Annotated in this window: 16 protein-coding genes, 1 tRNA gene and 1 rRNA gene; 6 read left to right on the top strand and 12 right to left on the bottom strand. The window is 58.7% G+C overall.

Going from position 1 to position 21961, the window contains the following annotated elements; genetic code table 11:
• Positions 1–248: 248 nt before the first annotated feature.
• Genes ACUTQW_RS22970 through ACUTQW_RS22950 form a run of 5 tightly spaced genes read right to left on the bottom strand, consistent with a single transcriptional unit; the run spans position 249 to position 4767 of the window.
• The gene (locus tag ACUTQW_RS22970; RefSeq protein ID WP_198640482.1) at positions 249–1241 is read right to left on the bottom strand and encodes an ABC transporter ATP-binding protein; all 993 of its coding nucleotides are present in this window, start codon (positions 1239–1241) and stop codon (positions 249–251) included.
• 3 nt (positions 1242–1244) lie between these two features.
• A complete protein-coding gene (locus ACUTQW_RS22965; RefSeq protein ID WP_006328385.1) occupies positions 1245–2030 on the bottom strand; it encodes an ABC transporter permease in 786 nt (261 codons plus the stop codon).
• Between the two features lie 17 nt (positions 2031–2047).
• A complete protein-coding gene (locus ACUTQW_RS22960; RefSeq protein WP_037433736.1) occupies positions 2048–2887 on the bottom strand; it encodes an ABC transporter permease in 840 nt (279 codons plus the stop codon).
• Positions 2888–2896: 9 nt separating this feature from the next.
• Positions 2897–3694: an alkaline phosphatase family protein gene (locus ACUTQW_RS22955; RefSeq protein ID WP_004948873.1), complete on the bottom strand. Its 798-nt coding sequence runs from the start codon at positions 3692–3694 to the stop codon at positions 2897–2899.
• Between the two features lie 11 nt (positions 3695–3705).
• Complete coding sequence (locus ACUTQW_RS22950) at positions 3706–4767, bottom strand: ABC transporter substrate-binding protein (protein WP_004948876.1); 1062 nt, start codon at positions 4765–4767, stop codon at positions 3706–3708.
• A 193-nt stretch (positions 4768–4960) separates the two neighbouring features.
• On the opposite strand from ACUTQW_RS22950, the gene ACUTQW_RS22945 reads away from it, so the two are divergent.
• Positions 4961–5686: a UTRA domain-containing protein gene (locus ACUTQW_RS22945; protein WP_006328387.1), complete on the top strand. Its 726-nt coding sequence runs from the start codon at positions 4961–4963 to the stop codon at positions 5684–5686.
• Positions 5687–5762: 76 nt separating this feature from the next.
• On the opposite strand, the gene metH is transcribed toward ACUTQW_RS22945, so the two are convergent.
• A complete protein-coding gene (gene metH / locus ACUTQW_RS22940; RefSeq protein WP_145917168.1) occupies positions 5763–9473 on the bottom strand; it encodes a methionine synthase in 3711 nt (1236 codons plus the stop codon).
• A 182-nt stretch (positions 9474–9655) separates the two neighbouring features.
• Here metH and iclR point away from each other — a divergent pair, with 182 nt between their 5' ends.
• The 5 genes from iclR to ACUTQW_RS22915 all read left to right on the top strand — a co-directional run bounded on the left by iclR (position 9656) and on the right by ACUTQW_RS22915 (position 15206).
• Positions 9656–10486 carry a glyoxylate bypass operon transcriptional repressor IclR gene (gene iclR / locus ACUTQW_RS22935; RefSeq protein ID WP_004948889.1) on the top strand — a complete coding sequence of 277 codons (831 nt, stop codon included), beginning with the start codon at positions 9656–9658 and terminating at the stop codon, positions 10484–10486.
• 236 nt (positions 10487–10722) lie between these two features.
• Positions 10723–11262 carry a gluconokinase gene (gene gntK / locus ACUTQW_RS22930; protein ID WP_004948892.1) on the top strand — a complete coding sequence of 180 codons (540 nt, stop codon included), beginning with the start codon at positions 10723–10725 and terminating at the stop codon, positions 11260–11262.
• A complete protein-coding gene (gene gntU / locus ACUTQW_RS22925) occupies positions 11259–12596 on the top strand; it encodes a gluconate transporter (protein ID WP_004948895.1) in 1338 nt (445 codons plus the stop codon). Before gntK ends, gntU begins: the two co-directional genes overlap by 4 nt.
• Positions 12597–12706: 110 nt before the next feature.
• On the top strand, positions 12707–14521 hold the full coding sequence (gene edd, locus ACUTQW_RS22920) for a phosphogluconate dehydratase (protein ID WP_006328390.1): 1815 nt from the start codon (positions 12707–12709) through the stop codon (positions 14519–14521).
• 43 nt (positions 14522–14564) lie between these two features.
• Positions 14565–15206 (top strand): bifunctional 4-hydroxy-2-oxoglutarate aldolase/2-dehydro-3-deoxy-phosphogluconate aldolase, encoded by a 642-nt coding sequence (locus tag ACUTQW_RS22915; protein ID WP_020439908.1) that lies wholly within the window; start codon positions 14565–14567, stop codon positions 15204–15206.
• Between the two features lie 27 nt (positions 15207–15233).
• Here the strand turns inward: ACUTQW_RS22915 and aceK are convergent, their stop codons facing one another.
• From aceK to ACUTQW_RS22885, 6 genes are all read right to left on the bottom strand, one after another.
• Complete coding sequence (aceK, locus tag ACUTQW_RS22910) at positions 15234–16988, bottom strand: bifunctional isocitrate dehydrogenase kinase/phosphatase (RefSeq protein WP_006328392.1); 1755 nt, start codon at positions 16986–16988, stop codon at positions 15234–15236.
• 70 nt (positions 16989–17058) lie between these two features.
• Positions 17059–18366, bottom strand: a complete 1308-nt coding sequence (gene aceA, locus ACUTQW_RS22905) for an isocitrate lyase (protein ID WP_004948909.1) — start codon at positions 18364–18366, stop codon at positions 17059–17061.
• A gap of 47 nt (positions 18367–18413) precedes the next feature.
• Positions 18414–20012: a malate synthase A gene (gene aceB, locus ACUTQW_RS22900; protein WP_004948910.1), complete on the bottom strand. Its 1599-nt coding sequence runs from the start codon at positions 20010–20012 to the stop codon at positions 18414–18416.
• Between the two features lie 388 nt (positions 20013–20400).
• A complete protein-coding gene (gene metA / locus ACUTQW_RS22895; RefSeq protein ID WP_006328395.1) occupies positions 20401–21330 on the bottom strand; it encodes a homoserine O-acetyltransferase MetA in 930 nt (309 codons plus the stop codon).
• A gap of 382 nt (positions 21331–21712) precedes the next feature.
• Positions 21713–21828 (bottom strand): 5S ribosomal RNA (gene rrf / locus ACUTQW_RS22890).
• Between the two features lie 51 nt (positions 21829–21879).
• Positions 21880–21955 (bottom strand) — tRNA-Thr (locus ACUTQW_RS22885).
• Positions 21956–21961 lie beyond the last annotated feature (6 nt).

Raw genomic sequence — 21961 nt, 5'->3', positions numbered from 1 at the left:
CCTATGAATTTCGGGCTGCAGGACGGCGGCAAGCGGGTGAATCCCCAGGCGCTTACCCAAGTAAGTGACTGGGGTTAGACCGCACGGCCAACACACCTGCTGCTTGAAAGGTGACGGGTATGGCAGGCTATCCTGCCTGCCGGGCGGTAGTCGGGCAGGACAGCGGTAACAGGCTGCAGACCGCATATTGGAGGGTTAACGCAACGGCAGGCATTACCCTGGAGTTATCATTGATTGCCGCAGCGAAGTCATGCAACTTCCCGTAATGTAACAGTTTCCAAGTGTAGCCCAATTTCGCTGCCGTCGGGCCGCAAATCCTCGACCGACCGGTTGAGCGCGTCAACCAGCAGCTCGACGCCACGAACCTGGACACGGTAGCGTACCACATTCCCCAGCAGGCTATGGCTGAGGATCATCCCCTCGATCCCCTGCCCGGCCGGCAGCAGCGCGATGGATTCAGGGCGTATCGCCACCTTGCCGGCGTAGCTGCGGCCGGTGAGTGCGCTCGCCTGTTCGGCACTCAGCAGGTTGTAGTTGCCGATAAACCCGGCGGCGAAGACGTTAGCCGGCTGGGTGTACAGGGTTTCCGCATCGCCGCTCTGCACGATTTGGCCCTTGTTCATCAGCACGATGCGATCCGACAACGTCAACGCCTCTTCCTGATCGTGGGTGACGAAGATTGCCGTCAGATTCAGTTCGCGCTGGATACGGCGAATCTGCTCGCGCAGGTGCTTGCGGATACGTGCATCCAGCGCCGACAGCGGCTCGTCGAGCAGCAGCAGACGCGGGCGGGTCACCAGCGATCGCGCCAGCGCTACCCGCTGACATTGCCCGCCGGACAGTTGATGCGGGTAACGCTTCGCCAGTTCGGTCAACTCCACCAGCGCCAGCACTTCCTGTACCCGCTGCTGGATCTGCCCGGCCGCCAGTTTCTGCATTTTCAGGCCAAACGCCACGTTGCCTTCAACGGTCATGTTCGGGAACAGCGCATAGCTCTGGAACACCATACCGATGCCGCGCTTTTGCGGCGGCACCGGCACCAGATCCTGGCCCTGCAGCAAGATTTGCCCGCTGTCGACCGACGTCAGCCCCGCCAGGCAACGCAGCAGCGTGGATTTACCGCAGCCGCTCGGCCCGAGCAGCGTGACGAACTCGCCCTCCTCGGCGGTGAAATCGATATCCTGAAACACCTGGGTCTGGCCGTAGTGTTTGTTGAGGCGGGTGACGGTGAGATATGCCATGCGTTAACCCTTATTTTTATTCAGCAAATTCGCCAGCCAGGTGACAATCAGCACCACGGCGAAATAAGAAATGACCAGTGCGCTGGTGAAGTGGCCGCTGCCGTTGCGCATGTTATAGAGGTAAACCTGCAGCGTTTCATACTGGCTGCCCACCAGCAGGTTGGCGAAGACGAATTCGCCAATCAGGAACGAGAACGACAGCAGCACCGCAATCATTCCGCCCTTGCGCAGGTTCGGCAGCACCACCAGCAGCGCCGCCTGCCAGGTGCTGGCGCCCAATAGGTGTGCCGCATCCATCAGATCGCGCAGGTTGATCGCCTGCATGTTGTTGCTGATGGCGCGGTAAATAAACGGCAGAGCAATAGAGAAGTAGCAGCCGATCAGGATCCAGGGCGTACCGAGCAGCGGCAGCGGATCGGCGGCGAACAGCTGCATCAGCCCGACCGCCGACACCACCGGCGGTACGGCGAACGGCAACAGGATCAGCACGTTCATCACCGCGTCCAGTTTGGGAAAATAGTACGCAATCACGAACATCATCGGCAAAATCACCACCACCGCCAGCACCAGGGTGCCGAAACAGATCAGCAACGAGTGCCACAACGCCAGCAGGAAACGGGGATCGCTCCACAACGCCGTCACCCACTTCAGGGTAAAACCGTCCGGCAGGATGGTGGCGCCCCACTGAGTGGCCAGCGCGTAAATCAGCGTCGCCGCCAGCGGTAGCAGCAGGATCAGCAACAGCAGACTGGTCACCACGCGGTGGTAGCCGGTTTCAAAACGGGACATGGCCGCCCTCCGCAACATTATGAGCGCGCATTCAGGTAACTCCTGCGCAACAGCCATTGGTGGATCAGGGTAATGAACGCCATCATCGCCACCAACAGCATCGCCAGCGCGCTGGCCAGGTTCGGGTCGAGGGAAATATCCCCCGCCACCAGCGACGAAATACGTATCGGTATCACGTTGAAATTGCCGGTGGTCAACGCATATACCGTGGCATAGGCGCCCAGCGCGTTAGCCAGCAGGATGACAAAGGTGCCCATCAGCGCCGGTGCCAGCACCGGCAGGCCGATATGCCGCCAGTAGCGCCACGGGCTGGCGCCGAGCAGCGAGGCCGACTCGCGCCAGTCCTCACGCAGCGCGTCGAACGCCGGGTACAACAGCAATACGCCCAGCGGGATCTGGAAATAGGTGTAAAGCACGATCAGTCCGGTTTTGGAGTAAAGGTTAAAGCTCTCCATCAGGCCGTACTTGCGCAGCAGCAACGTCAGGCAGCCGTTCAGCCCCAACAGGATGACAAAGGCGAAAGCCAGCGGCACCCCGGCAAAGTTGCTGGTCATATTGGTAAACGACATCACAAAATCGTGGAACCGCGTCTGGCCCAATTGACGCAGCGAGTAACTGCCGACCAGGGCAATCAGCAGCCCGTAAACGCTCGACCAGAGGGAAATCTCCAGCGAGAACTGAAACGCCTGCAAATAGAACGGCGAGGTCAGGACGTCAACGTAATTGCCCAGCCCCCAACCGCTGGTCTGGCTGAAAAAACTGCCGACCGCAATCCACACCAGCGGCGCGATTTGAAACGCGCCGAACAGCAGGATAAACGGCAGCAGGCACAGCGCGGCAATCCACTTAGCTTTCATTATTCACCCTTATGCCAACAGCGCACGGCAACGCGGCTTGTCGTGCGCTACCTGCAGCACCTCGCACAGCGTGCCGCACAGGTCGGTTTGCTGCGGGTTGGCGTCGTTCTGGCTGAAAGCCGCACCGAACACGAACAGCGGCACCTGTCGCTCCTCCGGCAATACACCACCGTGGCTGCGGTCGTCATTCATGCCGTGATCGGCCGTCACCATCACCTGATATCCGGCCCTTAACCAGTCGCCCAGATAGCGCGACAGCACGCCATCGGCATTGCGCGCCGCGTTACGGTACTGCGGTGAAGACAGGCCGAAGCGGTGCCCGGCGTCGTCGATGTTCATCGGGTGGATCAGCAGGAAATCGGGCTGATGACGGCGGCGCAGGCTTTCGGCGTCGTCAAACAGATGGGAGTCCGGGTAGCGGTCGTCGTAATAAAAATGGCCGTGCTGAATGGGCAGTTCGGCATCGTCGGTATGGCGATCGCGCGCGGCGTCGAACGGGGTACGGTTATACAGCTCACTGAACCAATGGTAGGCGGCCGCAGCGGTAGTCAGCCCTGCGGCGCGCGCATAGTGAAACACGCTTTGTTGATGCGAGAGGCGCGATACCTGGTTATGCACCACGCCGCTCTCCACCGGCGGTACGCCGGTGAGGATGCATTCATACAGCGGCCGAGAGAGCGAAGGCAGCTCGCTCTCCAGCTGATACAACCGTCCGCGCCCTGCCGCACACTCGGCCTGCAGATACCCCATGGCATCATGCGCCACCTGATAGTTCAGGCCGTCCAGCAGTACGAGGATCGTTTTCATGATGGTTTAACTCACTGCTGCATAAACATAATGACGTTTTCCTGCCACTGGCGCGGCAGCGTTTTGGCGCTTTGCTCCCAGGCCGCCGGATCGGCGATCGGGTGGGCGTTTTTATACTGTTCGGCCGGCAACAGCTTGGCTTTTACGTCGTCCGGCAGCGTCAGGTGTTCCGCACGGATCGGGCGAGCATAGCCGCGCGCCAGGTTGATCTGACCGGCGTCGGAGAAGATGTATTCACGCGCCAGCTTGGCGGCGTTCGGGTGTTTGGCGAATTTGTTGATGATGGTGGTGTAGCCTGACGTGATTGAGCCGTCGGACGGGATCAACACTTCAAAACGGGTTTTGTCGATCTGGTCGCGGTAGTTCAGGCCGTTAAAGTCCCACACCACGCCGACCTGCACTTCGCCTTTTTCCAGCGAGGCGATCACCGGGTTGCTCAGGCTCAGGCGCCCTGCCTTGGCCAACTTGCCGAAGAACTCCAGACCCGGCTTCAGGTTTTTCTCGTTGCCGCCCATGGCGTAAGTGGCCGCCAGCACGCCGCTTGCCGCCTGCGAGGCGGTACCGACGTCACCGATGGTGACCTGATAAGTACCTTTCAGCAGATCGGCCCAGCTGTGCGGGATCTCTTTCACCTGCTGTTTGTTGATAATGAAGGCGATGGTGCCGGTATAGGCCAGCGCCCAATGGCCATCCTTGTCTTTCGCCCAGCCAGGCACCTGCTCCCAGGTGGACGGCTTATAAGGTTGGGTTACCCCTTTTTGCACCGCGATGGGGCCGAATGCCGCGCCCACGTCACCGATATCCGCCGTGGCATTGCCTTTTTCCGCGTCGAACTTGGCGATTTCCTGCGCCGAGCTCATGTCGGTATCGAGATGCTTCAAGCCGTACTTGCTCTGCAGATCCTGCCAGGTGTCTTTCCAGTTGGCCCAGCTGTCCGGCATGCCGACGCTGTTGACTTCACCTTCCTTCTTGGCAGCCTGCTCCAGCGCAGCCAGATCGGGATCTGCGGCCCAGCTCATCTGGCTGGTCAGTACAATGGCACTGGTTAACACAGAAGCGCACAAACGTTTCATAACAGATGCTCCAGGTGGTAGTGTGGGAAGTGGCTGGACTAGTCCAGCAAGAACCAAGCCAATCTAACGGACGAATGTGATAATTATATGTCAGCCCAAAAAAGCAGCAGTTTTATCTCATTTACGCCTCAAGGGGCCGCCCGCTGGTCTACCTTAACGGGAGCAATACGCACTGAAATGGGGCATTTGTGGCATGAGTGAAGTATCGACTACCGTGTCGACCATCTGTCAGGCGTTGAACGCCCGTATTGTCGCGGGGGAATTTAATACTGGCGGCAAACTGCCTTCCGAACGCGCCCTGAGCGAGCAGTTTTCCACCACCCGCATTACGCTGCAGGAGGCGCTCGGCCAGTTGGAGGCGCAAGGGGTGATTTACCGTCAGGTGAGGCGCGGCTGGTTTATCTCACCGCCGCGGTTGGTGTACAACCCGTTGCAGCGCAGCCACTTCCACGCCATGGCCCAGCAGCAGGGGCGCGACGCCCACACCCAGGTGATCGACAGTGGCCACGTGCAGGCCGACGCCACCCTGGCGCGGCGGCTGGAGCTGCCGGAGGGCGCAGAGGTTTACCGCATCCGCCGGCTACGCTTTATCGACGGGCGTGCAGTGCTGTATTGCGAGCACTACCTCAACCCGGCCTACTTCGCCGGTATCCTGGATGCCGATTTGACGCAGTCGCTGACCGCGCTGTACGCAGAGCGCTACGGTATCCGTTATGGCCGGGTGCGCTTCGATATGCTGCCGACCCTGTTACCGCAAGAGGCAGCCACGATGCTGAAGGTCACCTACGGCAGCCCGTCGCTGTTTATTACCCGGGTGAACCGGGATCAACACGATCGGGTGATTGATTGCGATTTGGAGTATTGGCGCTACGACGCGCTGCACATTGATGTCGAGGCGGTGGCGAACGACGAGGGATAAGAAGGCGGGGCCAACATGTGGGCCCCTGCGAGAGGAACTGGCTGACAGGGGCGCCGCATGCAGCGCCCCTGCGTCATCAGTCGGCGTCGTAGCCCAGGTTAGGCGCCAGCCAGCGTTCAACTTCACTGATGCTCATGCCTTTGCGCACCGCATAGTCTTCCACCTGATCGCGCTGGATCTGCGCCACCGCAAAGTACTTGCTCTCCGGATGGCTGAAGTACCAGCCCGATACCGCCGCTCCCGGCCACATGGCGAAGGATTCGGTCAGCTCCATGCCGGTGTGGCGGTTAACGTCCAGCAGGCGCCAGATCTCCGCTTTCTCGGTATGCTCCGGGCAGGCCGGGTAGCCCGGCGCCGGGCGGATGCCCTGGTAATTCTCGCGTATCAGCTCTTCGTTGCTCAGGTTCTCGTCAGCGGCAAAGCCCCAGTGCACTTTACGCACCTGCTCATGCAGGTACTCGGCGAAAGCTTCCGCCAGGCGATCGGACAACGCCTTGATCATGATTTTATTGTAATCATCATGCTGCGCATCATAGGCCGCAGCCAGCTCATCCTCTTCCAGACCGCCGGTCACGGCGAAAGCACCGAAATAGTCGGCCTTGCCACTGCTTTTCGGCGCGACGAAGTCCGCCAGGCAGTAGTTCGGGAAGTCGGTTTTCTCGGTCTGCTGGCGCAGGTGACGGCTGACCACCAGCACCTCGTCGCGGTTTTCGTCGCGATACACCTCGATGTCGTCGCCGACGCGGTTGGCCGGGAACAGGCCGTAGACGCCGCGCGGGTTGAGGCTGCCGTTGGCGGCCAGCATATCCAGCATCTGGTTGGCATCGGCGAACAGGCGCTTGGCTTCCTCACCCACCACCTCGTCTTCCAGAATCCGCGGGTATTTACCTGCCAGCGACCAGGTCATAAAGAACGGTGTCCAGTCGATGTACTGGCGCAGCGTCTCGATACCGGCCTCCACCGCATGTACCCCAAGCTGCTTCGGCACCGGCGGCCGGTAGTTTTCCCAATCCAGCGCCATGGCGTTATCACGCGCTTTCTGCAGGCTGACCGGCGGGGTGCGCGGTTTTTTGCGCGCATGCTGGATACGCACGGTTTCGTATTCTTTGCGGGTACGCGCCACAAAATCGTCGCGCTGAGTATCGGACAGCAACGCCGACACTACGCCCACGGTGCGGGAGGCATTTTGCACGTAGGTGGTCGAGCCGCTGTAGTTCTGTTCAATCTTCACCGCGGTATGCGCTTTGGAAGTGGTCGCGCCGCCGATCAGCAGCGGCAGGGTAAAGCCCTGGCGCTCCATCTCTTTCGCCACGTTGACCATTTCATCCAGCGACGGGGTGATCAGCCCCGACAAGCCGATGATGTCCACGTTCTGTTCGCGGGCGGTTTTCAGGATTTTCTCCGTCGGCACCATCACGCCCAGATCGACGATTTCGTAATTGTTGCACTGCAACACCACGCCGACGATGTTTTTGCCGATGTCATGCACGTCGCCCTTCACCGTCGCCAGCAGGATTTTGCCCGCCGTGGTGCCTTTCTGCTTGCTGGCCTCGATGTAGGGTTCCAGATAGGCCACCGCCTGCTTCATCACGCGGGCAGACTTCACCACCTGCGGCAGGAACATCTTGCCTTCGCCGAACAGGTCGCCGACCACGTTCATCCCCGCCATCAGCGGCCCTTCGATCACTTCGATCGGGCGTTCCGCACGCTGGCGGGCCTCTTCGGTATCCAGCTCGATAAACTCGGTAATGCCTTTCACCAGCGAGTATTCCAGCCGCTTTTCCACCGGCCAGCCGCGCCATTCCGCCTGCTGCACCGCCACTTCGTTGTCTTTGCTGCCGCGATATTTTTCCGCCAGATCCAACAGGCGTTCGGTACCGTCGTCACGGCGGTTGAGGATCACGTCCTCCACCGCGTTACGCAGTTCGTCACTCAGATCGTCGTAGATCGCCAGTTGCCCGGCGTTGACGATACCCATGTCCATGCCGTTGCGGATCGCGTGGTACAGGAAGACCGCGTGGATCGCTTCGCGCACCGGATCGTTGCCGCGGAACGAGAACGACACATTGGACACCCCGCCGGAGATCATCGCGTGCGGCAGGTGGGTTTTGATGTCGGCGCAGGCCTCGATAAAGTCGACGGCATAGTTGTTATGCTCTTCGATACCGGTGGCGACGGCAAAGATGTTCGGGTCAAAAATAATGTCTTCCGGCGGGAAGCCGACGCGTTCGGTCAGAATTTTATAGGCGCGGCGACAGATCTCGAACTTGCGCTCGCGGGTATCGGCCTGGCCAACCTCGTCAAACGCCATGACCACCACCGCCGCGCCGTAGCGGCGCACCAATTTGGCATGGTGAATAAAGGCCTCTTCGCCTTCTTTCATCGAGATGGAGTTAACGATGCCTTTGCCCTGAATGCACTTCAGGCCTTTTTCGATCACCGACCATTTGGAGGAGTCGATCATGATCGGCACCCGGGCGATGTCCGGCTCGCCGGCAATCAGGCTGAGAAAACGCACCATCGCCGCTTCGGCGTCCAGCATCCCTTCATCCATGTTGATATCTATTATCTGCGCGCCGCTTTCCACCTGTTGGCGCGCCACGGCCAAGGCTTCGTTATATTTTTCTTCTTTAATCAGCCGTTTGAAGCGCGCAGAGCCGGTGACGTTGGTCCGTTCACCGACGTTGACGAACAGCGTTTTGGCGTCGATATTCAGCGGTTCAAGGCCGGCCAAACGGCAGGCTACCGGGATATCCGGCAAGGGGCGCGGCGGTACGCCCGCCACCACATCGACCATTGCGGCGATATGCTCCGGCGTGGTGCCGCAACAACCGCCGATAATATTGAGGAAACCGGCATGCGCCCACTCGCCCACCTGTTTCGCCATCTCTTGCGCGTCCAGATCGTACTCACCGAAAGCGTTGGGCAAACCGGCGTTAGGGTGTGCGGTGACGTAGGTTTCCGAGATGCGCGACAGCTCGGCAACGTATTGACGCAGCTCGTCCGGCCCCAACGCACAGTTCAGGCCAAAACTTAGCGGCTTGACGTGGCGCATCGAGTTATAGAAGGCTTCGGTGGTTTGGCCGGACAGGGTACGGCCGGAGGCGTCGGTGATGGTGCCGGAGATCATGATCGGCAACTCCACGCCCAACGCTTCGAATTCGGTTTCCACCGCAAAGGCGGCCGCTTTGGCGTTCAGGGTATCGAAAATGGTTTCGATCATGATCAGATCGACGCCGCCTTCCACCAGCGCGCGCGTTGATTCGCGGTAGGCTTCCACCAGTTCGTCGAAGGAGACATTGCGGAATGCCGGATCGTTGACGTTCGGCGAAATGGAAGCGGTGCGGTTGGTCGGGCCAAGCACCCCGGCCACGTAGCGCGGTTTATCCGGCGTGCGCGCGGTCCATTCGTCGGCGCAGGCGCGTGCCAGACAAGCGGCCTGATAGTTAATCTCGGCTGACAGCGACTCCATGTGGTAGTCGGCCATGGCGATGGTGGTGGAGTTGAAGGTGTTGGTTTCGAGAATATCGGCGCCCGCTTCCAGATAACCGTAGTGGATCGCGGTAATCACTTCCGGCTTGGTCAGCACCAGCAGGTCGTTATTGCCTTTCAGATCGCTCTGCCAGTCGGCAAAACGTTCGCCGCGAAAATCGCTCTCTTCCAGCCGGTAGCTCTGGATCATGGTGCCCATGCCGCCGTCCAACACTAAAATGCGCTGTGCTAACTGCCGGCGCAGCTGTTCTACTCGATTTGTCACTGTAACCCCTTCAATTGCCATCCAGCCCATCGCTTAACTGCCGCAAAAACCAACGAGTCATCCTAGCACAGCTTGTGAGGCCAAAGTGGCGCGCGGCAATTGAGAGTTTTTCAGGTTGCCCGACAACACATCCGATGAGATGACAGACGGCTTGCAATTCATCTGCAAAAAACGAAAATGAATTCCATCATACGGAAAGAGGAATGCGAATTATGGTCACCCCCGCTCCCGCCAAACGCGGCAAAAAGCCCCGCGCCGCCTCGCCGGCCGCCAGCGCGGCGACCGGTCAGGTTCAATCGCTGACCCGTGGCCTGAAACTGCTGGAATACATTGCCGAAGCCCAGGGAAACGTGGCGCTGACCGATCTGGCCCAGCAGGCCGGGCTGCCGAATTCCACCACTCACCGCCTGCTCACCACCATGCAACAGCAGGGATTCGTGCGGCAAGTGGGCGATCTGGGCCTGTGGACCATTGGCTCACACGCCTTTGTGGTCGGCAGCAGCTTTCTGCAAAGCCGTAATCTGCTGGCGATGGTGCACCCGACGCTGCGCCGTCTGATGGAAGAATCCGGCGAGACGGTCAATCTGGCCGTGCTGGATACCAGCGAGTATCAGGCCATCATTATCGATCAGGTGCAATGCACCGCGCTGATGCGCATGTCGGCGCCGATCGGCGGTAAACTGCCGATGCATGCCTCCGGCGCGGGGAAGGCTTTTCTCTCTACCCTGTCGGATGAGCAAGTCACCAAACTACTGCATAAAAAGGGCATGCAGACCTACACCCAACATACGATGACGCCGCATAATCTGAAGGAAGGGCTGGCGCAGATCCGCAAACAGGGCTTTTCCTTCGACGACGAAGAGCATGCCCTCGGCCTGCGCTGCGTGGCGGCCTGCATCTTCGACGAGCACCGGGAAGCCTTCGCCGCCATTTCCATCTCCGGCCCGGTGTCGCGCATCACCGATAACCGCGTAATTGAGCTGGGCGCGCTGGTGATCCACGCCGCGAAAGAGATCAGTCTGGAGTACGGCGGCGTACGCTGAAGTGACCCCGTGGCGCCGCCAGCGGCGCCCCGTATCCCATGCTGTTGTCAGCATGTAAAACTCTGTAGGTAGAGTGTTTCCAGCCCCGAAAAAACCTTGAAGCCGATCACAGTTAACGATCCTCACCGCTAAAGCCCATTGCAACCGGCCAAACTTCCTTCGACAATGTTACCGATAACATGTTACCGGTAACAACGCCTGTCAACTAACCCTGTTTGCCGTTTTGGAGCTAAGCCATGACCAACAATCAAAACCGAATCTACGTCATCATGGGCGTTTCCGGCAGCGGCAAATCCGCCGTGGCCGCGGCGACCGCCCGCCAACTGTCCGCCGGGTTCCTCGACGGCGATTTCCTGCACCCACGCAGCAATATCCTGAAAATGGCCGCCGGTGAGCCGCTCAACGATGATGACCGCGCCCCGTGGCTGGCCGCGCTCAACGACGCCGCCTTCGCCATGCAGCGCACCAATAGCGTGTCGATCATCGTCTGCTCTGCGCTGAAAAAGCATTACCGCGATCGCCTGCGCGCCGGTAACGGCAACCTGTCATTCATCTATCTGCACGGTGATTTCCCGGTGATCGAAGCCCGCCTGGCGGCGCGCAACGGCCACTTCTTCAAACCGCAAATGCTGGTCACCCAGTTCGCCGCGCTGGAACAGCCGGGCGTCGATGAAAGCGACGTGATGGCCGTCGACATCAACCAGCCGCTGGAAGGCGTAATTGCCGATACGGTGCGCCATATCCAAAGCTTCCTGCCACAGGACGTGTGCGCGTGAGTACGATAACGCTGGTCGGTACCGCAGTCGGCTCGGTTTTACTGCTGTTATTCCTGGTGATGAAGGCGCGCATGCACGCCTTCGTCGCGTTAATGCTGGTGTCTATCGCCGCCGGTATCTTCTCCGGCATGCCGCTCGACCGCATCGCCGACACCATGCAGAAAGGCATGGGCGATACGCTGGGGTTTCTGGCGATTGTGGTGGCGCTGGGAGCCATGTTCGGCAAGATCCTGCATGAAGTCGGCGCGCTGGACCAAATTGCGGCGCATTTACTGAAACGTTTCGGTCAGAGCAAAGCGCATTATGCCCTCGGCATCGCCGGTTTGATCTGCGCCCTGCCGCTGTTCTTTGACGTGGCGGTGGTGCTGCTGATCGGCATCGTATTTGCCGTGGCGCGCCGCACCGACGGCAACATCGTCAAGCTGGCTATTCCGCTGTTTGCCGGGGTCGCGGCAGCCGCTTCGTTCCTGCTGCCGGGGCCGGTGCCGATGCTGCTGGCTTCGCAGATGAAGGCCGATTTCGGCTGGATGATCGCCATCGGGCTGGTCGCCGCCACTCTCGGCATGCTGATTGCAGGTCCGTTGTACGGCAGCTTTATCAGCCGCTTCGTTAACTGGCCAATGCCGGCGGAGGAAAACGAACCTACGCTCAATAAAGGCAATCTGCCGTCATTTGGCTTTAGCCTGGCGCTGGTACTCTGCCCGCTGGTGCTGGTCGGCATGAAAACCATTGGCGCACGACTGGTTACGCCCGGCTCTCAATTGCAGCAGTGGCTGGAGTTTATCGGCCACCCGTTCACCGCCATTCTGATCGCCTGTCTGATCGTGATTTACGGCCTGGCGAAACCGCGCGGCATGACCAATGAACAAACGCTGGCCATCTGCTCTGCGGCGGTGCAACCCGCCGGGATTATTCTGCTGATGACCGGCGCGGGCGGCGTGTTCAAACAGATCCTGGTGGATTCCGGCGTTGGCCCGGCGCTGGGTGATGCCATGATCGGCGCCGGCCTGCCGATCGCCGTAGCCTGTTTCGCGCTGTCCGCCGTAGTGCGGGTGATTCAGGGGTCTGCGACCGTCGCCTGCCTGACTACCGTCGGCCTGGTGCTGCCGGTCACCAGCCAACTGGGGCTGGGCGGTGGACAACTGGCCGCGCTGGCTATCTGCATCGCCGGCGGCTCGATCGTACTCAGCCACGTGAACGACGCCGGTTTTTGGCTGTTCGGTAAATTTACCGGCGCCAACGAACTGCAAACGCTGAAAACCTGGACGGTGATGGAAACCATTCTGGGCAGCGTGGGTGGGATCATCGGCATGGTCGCCTTCACCCTGTTTTAAAAAAATATAACGACATAACCCGCCCCCGGTCATTGCACATCAGGGCTGCAATCACCCCCCGGGGGCAGCGCCACTGGCGACGTCAATAACAACAGCAATGTGAGGAAGGTATGATTAATCCAACCCTATCTCGTGTCACACAGCGCATCATCGACCGCTCCAAAGAGAGCCGAACCGCCTATCTGGCGCGCATCGAGGCCGCCCGCTCCCAAACCGTACACCGCTCGCAACTGGCCTGCGGCAACCTGGCGCATGGCTTCGCCGCCTGCCAGCCGGATGATAAAGCCGCGCTGAAAAACATGGTGCGCAGCGATATCGCCATCATCACCGCCTATAACGATATGCTTTCTGCCCACCAGCCCTATGAAAACTATCCGCAGCGGCTGAAGCAGGCACTGCACGCGGTGGGGGCCGTCGGGCAAGTGGCCGGCGGCGTGCCGGCGATGTGCGATGGCGTGACTCAGGGTCAGGACGGTATGGAGCTGTCGCTGATGAGCCGAGACGTGATTGCCATGTCTTCCGCTATTGGCCTGTCGCACAACATGTTCGACGGTGCGCTGTTCCTCGGCATCTGCGACAAAATCGTACCAGGGCTGGTGATGTCCGCCCTGTCCTTCGGCCATTTGCCGGCGCTGTTTGTGCCCGCCGGCCCGATGAGCAGCGGTTTGCCGAACAAAGAAAAGGTGCGCGTGCGCCAGCTGTACGCCGAAGGCAAGGCTGACCGCCTGGCGCTGCTGGAAGCGGAGGCCGCCTCTTATCACGGCATCGGCACCTGCACCTTCTACGGCACCGCCAACACCAACCAGATGGTGATGGAAGTGATGGGTCTGCACCTGCCGGGCGCGTCCTTTGTTCACCCGGCCACGCCGCTGCGCGACGCGCTGACCGACGCCGCCGCACGCCAGGTCACCCGCCTGACCGAAACCGCCGGCAATTATCTGCCCGTCGGCCAACTGGTGGATGAGAAAGTGGTGGTGAACGGCATTGTTTCGCTGCTGGCCACCGGCGGCTCCACCAACCTGACCATGCACATGGTGGCGATGGCGCGCGCCGCAGGCATCATCATCAACTGGGACGATTTCTCAGAACTGTCGGATGCGGTGCCGCTGCTGTGCCGCATCTACCCGAACGGCCCGGCAGACATCAATCAGTTCCAGGCTGCGGGCGGCGTAGCCTTGGTGGTACGCGAGCTTTTGAAGCATGGCCTGCTGCACGAGGACGTGCACACCGTGGCCGGTTTTGGCCTGGCGCGTTACACCCAGGAGCCGTGGCTGGATAACGGCCAACTAGCCTGGCGTGAAGGGGTGGAAAGTTCGCTCGACGCCAAGGTTATCGCCAGCCTTGCCCAACCGTTCGAACATCACGGTGGCACCAAGGTGCTTTCCGGCAACCTCGGCCGGGCGGTGATGAAAACCTCGGCGGTGCCGACCGACAATCAGATTATCGAAGCGCCGGCGGTAGTCTTCGAAAGCCAGCACGACATCGTACCGGCGTTCGAGGCCGGCAAACTGGACCGCGACTGCGTGGTGGTCGTGCGCTTCCAGGGGCCACAGGCCAACGGCATGCCGGAGCTGCACAAGCTGATGCCACCGCTGGGCGTGTTGATGGACCGCGGTTTTAAAGTGGCGCTGGTGACCGACGGCCGCTTGTCAGGCGCTTCCGGCAAAGTGCCCTCCGCGATTCACGTTACCCCGGAAGCCTACACCGGTGGCCTGCTGGCGAAGGTGCAAAACGGCGACCCGATCCGCGTTAACGGCCGCACCGGCGAGCTGGAGTTGTTGGTCGATGCCGATGTGCTGGCGCAGCGCGCCCCCTCTCAGCCGGACCTGAGCGCGGAACACGTCGGTTGCGGCCGTGAACTGTTCGGCGCCTTGCGCAGCCAGCTTTCCGGCGCTGAACAAGGTGCCTGCTGCATCAAATTTTAATCGTTAGCATGGCCGCGGCGGCCATAACTGGAGAACATCGTTAATGAACAATTGGAAGACAAGCGCAGAGCAAATCCTGATGGCCGGGCCGGTCGTACCGGTGATCGTCATCAACAAGCTCGAACATGCAGTTCCGCTGGCAAAAGCCCTGGTCGCCGGCGGCGTGCGGGTGCTGGAAGTGACGCTGCGCACCGCCTGCGCGATGGACGCGATCCGCGCCATTGCCCAGGAAGTGCCGGACGCGATTATCGGTGCAGGCACCGTGATTAACCCGCAGCAGTTGCAGCAGGTGACCGACGCCGGCGCACAGTTCGCCATCAGCCCGGGCCTGACCGACGCGTTGCTGAAAGCGGCCACCGCCGGTTCGATCCCGTTAATTCCCGGTATCAGTACCGTATCTGAACTGATGTTGGGTATGGATTATGGCCTGCGCGAGTTCAAGTTCTTCCCGGCGGAAGCCAACGGCGGCGTGAAAGCGCTGCAGGCGATCGGCGGCCCGTTCCCGCAGGTGCGCTTTTGCCCTACCGGTGGCATTTCACCGGGTAACTACCGCGACTATTTGGCGCTGAAAAGCGTGCTGTGCATCGGCGGCTCCTGGCTGGTGCCGGCGGATGCGCTGGAAAACGGCGACTACGCGCGCATCACCGAATTGGCGCGCGCAGCCGTTGCGGGCGCCGCGGCTTAATCGTATCGGGCGCGGCTTGCCGCGCCCCTATGCGGTGGCGGATGTCGCGGGCAGCGCCGTGCCGCTGCGCTGGCTGAAACGCCGCTTCTTGCGGTAAGCGAACACATCTTCCACATGCCCATCGCGGATACGCTGTTGCAACCCGCGCCAATACTCCGCGGTAAACAGATCGCTGTGCATCTCTTCAAACACCTGGCGAATGCGTCGATCGCCGCACAGGAAATGCCTGAACTCCTCCGGAAACACGTCGTTCGGCGACACGCTGTACCACGGCTCGCTGGCCAGTTCGTCCTCCGGATAGCGCGGCGGCGGAATATCGCGGAAATTCACCTCGGTCATGTAACAAATTTCATCGTAATCGTAGAACACCACCCGCCCGTGACGGGTCACGCCGAAATTCTTGAACAGCATATCGCCGGGGAAGATATTGGCCGCCGCCAGTTGCTTGATGGCGTTGCCGTACTCCTCAATCGCATCGCGTATCTGCTGCTCACTGGCCTGCTCCAGATACAGGTTCAGCGGCGTCATGCGCCTTTCCATATACAGATGTTTGATCACGACGCGATCGCCCAGATCCTCCAGCTTGCCCGGCACTTCGCGCTGCAACTCCGCCAACAGTTCCGGGCTGAGACGCGCCTTGTCGACGACAAAATTCTCGTATTCCTGGGTATCCGCCATACGCCCGACGCGATCGTGCTCTTTCACCAGTTGGTAACAGGCCATCACCTGCGCCTGCGTCACCTCTTTTTGCGGTGCGAACTGATCTTTGATCACTTTGAACACCCGATCGAACGACGGCAGAGTAAACACCAGCATCACCATGCCCTTAACCCCTGGCGCGATGATGAACTGCTCCTGCGAGCGGGCCATGAACCTAAGGTATTCGCGGTAACACTCTGTTTTACCGTGCTTCTGGCAGCCAATCGCCATATACAACTCGGCGGTGGTTTTACCTGGCAGGATCTCGCGCAGCCACTCGACCATAGCCGCCGGCAAGGGTGCATAAACCATGAAGTACGAGCGGGCGAAGCCGAACACGATGCTGGCCTCGGCCTTGCTGGTCAGGCAGGTGTCGATAAACAGCGCGCCGGAATCGCTGTGATGAATAGGCAGCAGGAAAGGATAAACGCCGTCTGGCAACCGCAGTTTGCCAACCAGCCAGGCGGCCTTGTTGCGATAAAACAGTTCATTGGCGATCTGGAACGTTGCCCCCGCCAGTTGCTGTGCGCTGAAGCTTTGCTGCAATGCCAGGGTGATGTAATGAATATCGCGCGGCAAGTTCTCCCACGGCAGGCGCAGGGGTAAATCGGTCAGCAGGGTGTGCAGCATCGCCGGGACGTCGCCGCCGGCGGTAAAATTGCGCGATAGCGGGCGCGGGATGTCGCGAAAACGCCCTTCCGGCTGCGAACTGAAAACAAACAGCTTTTCCGGCGTCAGATCGCGGTGCCGGAACAGACGGCAATAGACCGAATTGAAGAAGCTCTCGGCAATCTCAAAACGCGGGTACTCCGGCAACAGATCGGTATAGACCGCTTTCACCCGGCAAGGGAAATCCGCATCAAAATATTTTTGCCCGGTGATGCACTTGAGTTGCTCCACCACCAGACCGACATGATGATCATACAGATGGATACGCTTTTTCATCGCCTGCTGTACGGCAGGCCAATCCGCCCGCTCAAAGCGCTGCTGCGCGCCGGCGGTCACCTCGAGGAAACGGCCGTATTGCGCATCAAAGCCCTGCAGGATCGTTTGTGCGATCAACAACTCCAGTTTTGCCGCCATCCTTACCTCCCGCCAGAAAACAGAGCCTGCATAAGCAGGCTCCGGAATACCCGTTATCAGCGCAGTTCCATCAGAACTGTTGCTCTTCCGTCGAACCGGTCAGCGCGGTCACCGAGGATGCGCCACCCTGAATGATGGTGGTGACTTTATCGAAGTAGCCGGTGCCCACTTCCTGCTGGTGTGAGGCAAAGGTGTAGCCACGCGCAACGGCGGCGAATTCCGGCTCTTGCACCTTCTCGACGTAGTGTTTCATGCCTTCACCCTGCGCATAAGCGTGTGCCAGATCGAACATGTTGAACCACATGCTGTGGATGCCGGCCAGGGTAATGAACTGGTATTTGTAGCCCATCGCGGACAGCTCTTCCTGGAAGCGAGCGATAGTCTGATCGTCCAGGTTCTTTTTCCAGTTGAACGACGGCGAGCAGTTGTAGGCCAGCAGCTTGCCCGGGAACTTGGCATGGATCGCGTCGGCGAAACGCTTGGCCGCTTGCAGATCCGGGGTTGAGGTTTCACACCACACCATGTCCGCATAAGGGGAGTAGGCCAGCCCGCGGCTGATCGCCTGTTCGATGCCGGCATGGGTGCGGAAAAAGCCCTCGGCGGTGCGTTCACCGGAAACGAATTCGCTGTCATAAGGATCGCAATCGGACGTCAGCAAATCAGCCGCATCGGCATCCGTACGCGCAATCACCAGCGTTGGCACGCCGAGTACGTCGGCTGCCAGACGCGCGGCAACCAGCTTTTGGATCGCTTCCTGGGTTGGCACCAGCACTTTGCCGCCCATATGGCCGCATTTTTTTACCGCCGCCAGTTGGTCTTCGAAATGCACCCCGGCGGCACCGGCTTCAATCATCGCTTTCATCAGTTCGTAGGCGTTCAGTACGCCGCCAAAGCCGGCTTCCGCATCGGCGACAATCGGCAGGAAGAAATCGGTGTAACCTTTGCTGCCCGGTTCAATCTTGTTGGACCACTGGATCTGATCGGCGCGGCGGAAAGTGTTGTTGATGCGCTCAACCACCGTCGGCACCGAGTCCACCGGGTACAGCGACTGGTCCGGGTACATCGCGGTCGCGGTGTTGGCATCCGCCGCCACCTGCCAGCCAGACAGGTAAATCGCCTCGACGCCCGCTTTGGCCTGCTGCAACGCCTGGCCGCCAGTCAGCGCCCCCAGGCAGTTAACGTAGCCTTTGCGTGATTTGCCATTCAGCAGATCCCAAAGTTTGGCAGCGCCGTTCTGCGCCAGAGTGCAAACCGGGTTGACTGAGCCACGCAGGTTGATCACGTCTTCGGCGCTGTATGGGCGAGTGATGCCTTTCCAGCGGGCCGATTTCCATTCCTGTTCCAGCTGTTGAATCTGTTGAGTACGTGAGGTAGACATAATTTTTATCCTTTTCAATAATGTAGGGTTAATGTTCAGGAATGTTTTCAGGCCAGTAATTCGTAGCCGGGCAATGTCAGGAAATCGATCAGCTCATCTGAAACGGTGATTTTCTCCATCAGGCGCGCGGCCTCGGTAAAACGCCCGTGGCTGAAACGTTGCTCACCGAGTTCTTCTTGAATAACGAGAACTTCTTCGGCAAGCATCTTACGAAACAGCGCTTTGGTGACCAGTTGGCCGTCGCTGAGAGATTTTTCATGGTGGATCCACTGCCAGATCGAGGTACGGGAAATTTCTGCCGTCGCCGCATCCTCCATCAGCCCGTAAATCGGTACGCAGCCGTTGCCTGAGATCCAGGCCTCAATGTATTGCACCGCCACGCGAATGTTGGCACGCATACCGGCTTCGGTCCGCTCGCCGTCGCAAGGCTCCAGCAGCTGCGCGGCACTGATCGGCGCATCGCTTTCACGCAGCACTTCCAGCTGGTTGCGGCGCTCGCCGAGTACCCGGCTGAACACTTCCATCACGGTGTCCGCCAGCCCTGGGTGCGCCACCCAGGTGCCGTCGTGACCGTTATTGGCCTCCAGCTCTTTATCCGCCCGCACCTTGTTCAGCACCCAGGCGTTTTTCTCGGCGTCTTTGCTCGGGATAAACGCCGCCATGCCGCCCATCGCGAAGGCGCCACGTTTATGGCAGGTTTTGATCAGCAAGCGGGAATAGGCGCTGAGGAACGATTTGTCCATCGTGACCGACTGACGATCCGGCAACACTCGGTCAGCATGGTTTTTCAGCGTTTTTATGTAGCTGAAGATGTAATCCCAACGACCGCAGTTCAACCCGACGATATGGTCGCGCAGGTGATACAGGATCTCATCCATCTGGAAGACCGCCGGCAGCGTTTCAATCAGTACCGTGGCTTTGATGGTGCCGCGCGGCAGATCAAAGCGATCCTCGGTAAAGCTGAATACCTCGCTCCACCAGGCCGCTTCCTGCCAGGACTGAGTTTTCGGCAGATAGAAGTAAGGGCCGCTGCCTTTTTCCAGCAGTTGGCGGTAGTTGTGAAAGAAATACAGTGCGAAATCAAACAAGCCGCCGGGGATCGCTTCCCCTTGCCACTGCACGTGTTTCTCCGGCAGATGCAGGCCGCGTACACGGGCGATCAAGACCGCCGGGTTCGGCTTCAACTGATAAATCTTTCCGGCTTCGTTGGTATAGGAGATGGTGCCGTTCACCGCATCATGCAGGTTGATTTGCCCCTCGATCACTTTGTCCCAGCTAGGTGCAAGCGAGTCTTCGAAATCGGCCATAAACACCTTCACATTGGCGTTCAAGGCATTGATCACCATCTTGCGTTCAACTGGCCCGGTGATTTCTACCCTGCGGTCGCGCAGATCATCGGGAATACCCAGGATCTTCCACTCACTTTCACGAATGGAAGTGGTTTCCGAAATAAATCCAGGAAGATCGCCTTGATCGATCTTCTGCTGCCAGCAGGCGCGCGCAGCCAATAGCTTGTTGCGCTGTGGAGTAAATTTACTCACCAGTTCCGCCAGGAATTCGACCGCGTCATCCGTTAACACCTGTCGCTCAGCAGCGGTAAAACCCTGCGTAAACGTTAACTCCGTGCCTACTATCTGTTGCGTCATTGTCTTACTCCTTCCCATTGTTGCGCACCCGCCGTCGCCAGAAGACAGGCGCTTCTTCATCAGAAATCAATGTGGATCAGGGCATGCAAAACGATCTCGGCTGGTCAGATCTCAACCCCATTGGATCTAAGAATACTCAACTAAAAATAAAAATCAAAAACGATTTCCATTTTAATATTAAATATTTTATTAACCTATAATTATCAATAAGTTAATTTGAATAACGAATTTAACCGACAAGGAAACCGGTTCCATTAAATATCAGAATATAAAATAAGTGTTTGTTAATGAATGGATTTTATTGAGAATTTGGAGTGGAAAATGGGTTCTGGCCAGGAGGGAAGGACATCGGCGGCCTCGATTCAGCCGCCGGTAAAGGTAAAAAACGTTACTCGAGAGTGGGGTTCATATGGCGCAGATCGTACGGCGTGATCTGGTAGACATAGTAGTTCAGCCAGTTGGCGAACAGCAGATGGCCATGGCTGCGCCAGGAGGCTTTTGGAGTGAGTTCGGGGTTATCATCGGGGAAGTAGTTTAGCGGAACGACAGGGTTAAGGCCGGCCTCGTTATCGCGACAATACTCCCCCGCTAACGTCAACGCATCATATTCAGGGTGGCCTGTCACAAATGCCAGTCGCTTGTCTTTGCTGGCGAATAAATAAGCCCCGGTTTGCTCCGACTCGGCCAGAATGTCCAGATCCGTGTATTGACGAATAACCTCTGTAGGGAAGTCCGCATAGCGTGAATGCGGTGCCAGGAAGGTCTCATCAAAGCCACGAGTCAGCAGTGCATGCTGCTGCAATGTCTGATGCTGATAAACGCCCGAGAGCTTCTCCTCACGCGTCATCTTCGGGATGCCGTAGAGGATATTCAGCGCGGCCTGGACCGCCCAGCACACGAACAGCGTGGAGGTGACGTGGTTCTTCGCCCAGTCGATAACGCGTTCTATCTGCGGCCAGTAGGCAACGTCACAGAAATCAACCAACCCCAACGGGGCGCCGGTTACGATCAGGCCATCGAAGTTCTGATCCTGAATGTCTTCAAAATCACAGTAAAAATTGTTCAGATGCTCCGCCGGCGTGTTCTTCGACTCACGGCTGTCGATGCGCAGCAGCTGGATGTCAATTTGCAGCGAAGAGTTGGAAAGTAGACGCAAAAACTGGTTTTCCGTCTCGATCTTCTTTGGCATCAGGTTGAGGATCAGTACTTTCAACGGCCTGATTTCCTGTGTTTTTGCCCGAGAGGATGTCATCACAAAGACATTCTCATTGCGCAAGAAACTGACTGCAGGTAACTCATCAGGAACACGAATCGGCATTGCTTAATCCTCACACATCCGTTTATACGTTTAGACTTCTAGATGCCCGAAGATAGCGTTTTTTTGGCTCAATGTCGAGTGTTCAACGGTAAGGTGAAAATGTTTCATTGCTGAGAACCTAGGGGGATGAAGCACCGTTATCGGGCAAATGCTGAAAAGCAAAAAGGCCATCCTTTCGGATGGCCTCTCGGCTTAATTGATGCCTGGCAGTGTCTTACAATATTCGTCTCATCCTGAGACTCCCCCCTTCGGGGCCGCCGCAAGCGGCGTTGAAGCCCGTTCCCGACGGGCTTTTCGCATGCCCATGCTCGTGTAGAACACCCAAAAATAGATAAAACAAAAAGCCCTATGCTTTCGCATAGGGCTTGTTGCTTTAATTGATGCTTGGCAGTGTCCTACTCTCGCATAGGGAGACCCCACACTACCATCGGCGCTACGGCGTTTCACTTCTGAGTTCGGCATGGGGTCAGGTGGGACCACCGCGCTATTGCCGCCAAGCAAATTCTTTTAATTCTTTTTGCCGAACTTCTAAACCCACTTTAAATAAAGTGGTGCTGATACCCAGAGTCGAACTGGGGACCTCACCCTTACCAAGGGTGCGCTCTACCAACTGAGCCATATCAGCACACTA

The organism is Serratia sp. TSA_7 (assembly GCF_052692135.1).
The sequence above is the reverse complement of the archived record's forward strand: the minus strand, read 5'-3'. Positions and strand labels throughout refer to the sequence as shown.

Coding starts and splice junctions, on each gene's coding strand:
- aceB (WP_004948910.1), bottom strand. CDS start 20,012: ATGACGCAACAGATAGTAGGCACGGAGTTAACGTTTACGCAGGGTTTT.
- ACUTQW_RS22950 (WP_004948876.1), bottom strand. CDS start 4,767: ATGAAACGTTTGTGCGCTTCTGTGTTAACCAGTGCCATTGTACTGACC.
- gntK (WP_004948892.1), top strand. CDS start 10,723: ATGACCAACAATCAAAACCGAATCTACGTCATCATGGGCGTTTCCGGC.
- ACUTQW_RS22970 (WP_198640482.1), bottom strand. CDS start 1,241: ATGGCATATCTCACCGTCACCCGCCTCAACAAACACTACGGCCAGACC.
- metH (WP_145917168.1), bottom strand. CDS start 9,473: ATGGGCTGGATGGCAATTGAAGGGGTTACAGTGACAAATCGAGTAGAA.
- ACUTQW_RS22945 (WP_006328387.1), top strand. CDS start 4,961: ATGAGTGAAGTATCGACTACCGTGTCGACCATCTGTCAGGCGTTGAAC.
- iclR (WP_004948889.1), top strand. CDS start 9,656: ATGGTCACCCCCGCTCCCGCCAAACGCGGCAAAAAGCCCCGCGCCGCC.
- edd (WP_006328390.1), top strand. CDS start 12,707: ATGATTAATCCAACCCTATCTCGTGTCACACAGCGCATCATCGACCGC.
- metA (WP_006328395.1), bottom strand. CDS start 21,330: ATGCCGATTCGTGTTCCTGATGAGTTACCTGCAGTCAGTTTCTTGCGC.
- ACUTQW_RS22955 (WP_004948873.1), bottom strand. CDS start 3,694: ATGAAAACGATCCTCGTACTGCTGGACGGCCTGAACTATCAGGTGGCG.
- aceK (WP_006328392.1), bottom strand. CDS start 16,988: ATGGCGGCAAAACTGGAGTTGTTGATCGCACAAACGATCCTGCAGGGC.
- ACUTQW_RS22960 (WP_037433736.1), bottom strand. CDS start 2,887: ATGAAAGCTAAGTGGATTGCCGCGCTGTGCCTGCTGCCGTTTATCCTG.
- ACUTQW_RS22915 (WP_020439908.1), top strand. CDS start 14,565: ATGAACAATTGGAAGACAAGCGCAGAGCAAATCCTGATGGCCGGGCCG.
- aceA (WP_004948909.1), bottom strand. CDS start 18,366: ATGTCTACCTCACGTACTCAACAGATTCAACAGCTGGAACAGGAATGG.
- ACUTQW_RS22965 (WP_006328385.1), bottom strand. CDS start 2,030: ATGTCCCGTTTTGAAACCGGCTACCACCGCGTGGTGACCAGTCTGCTG.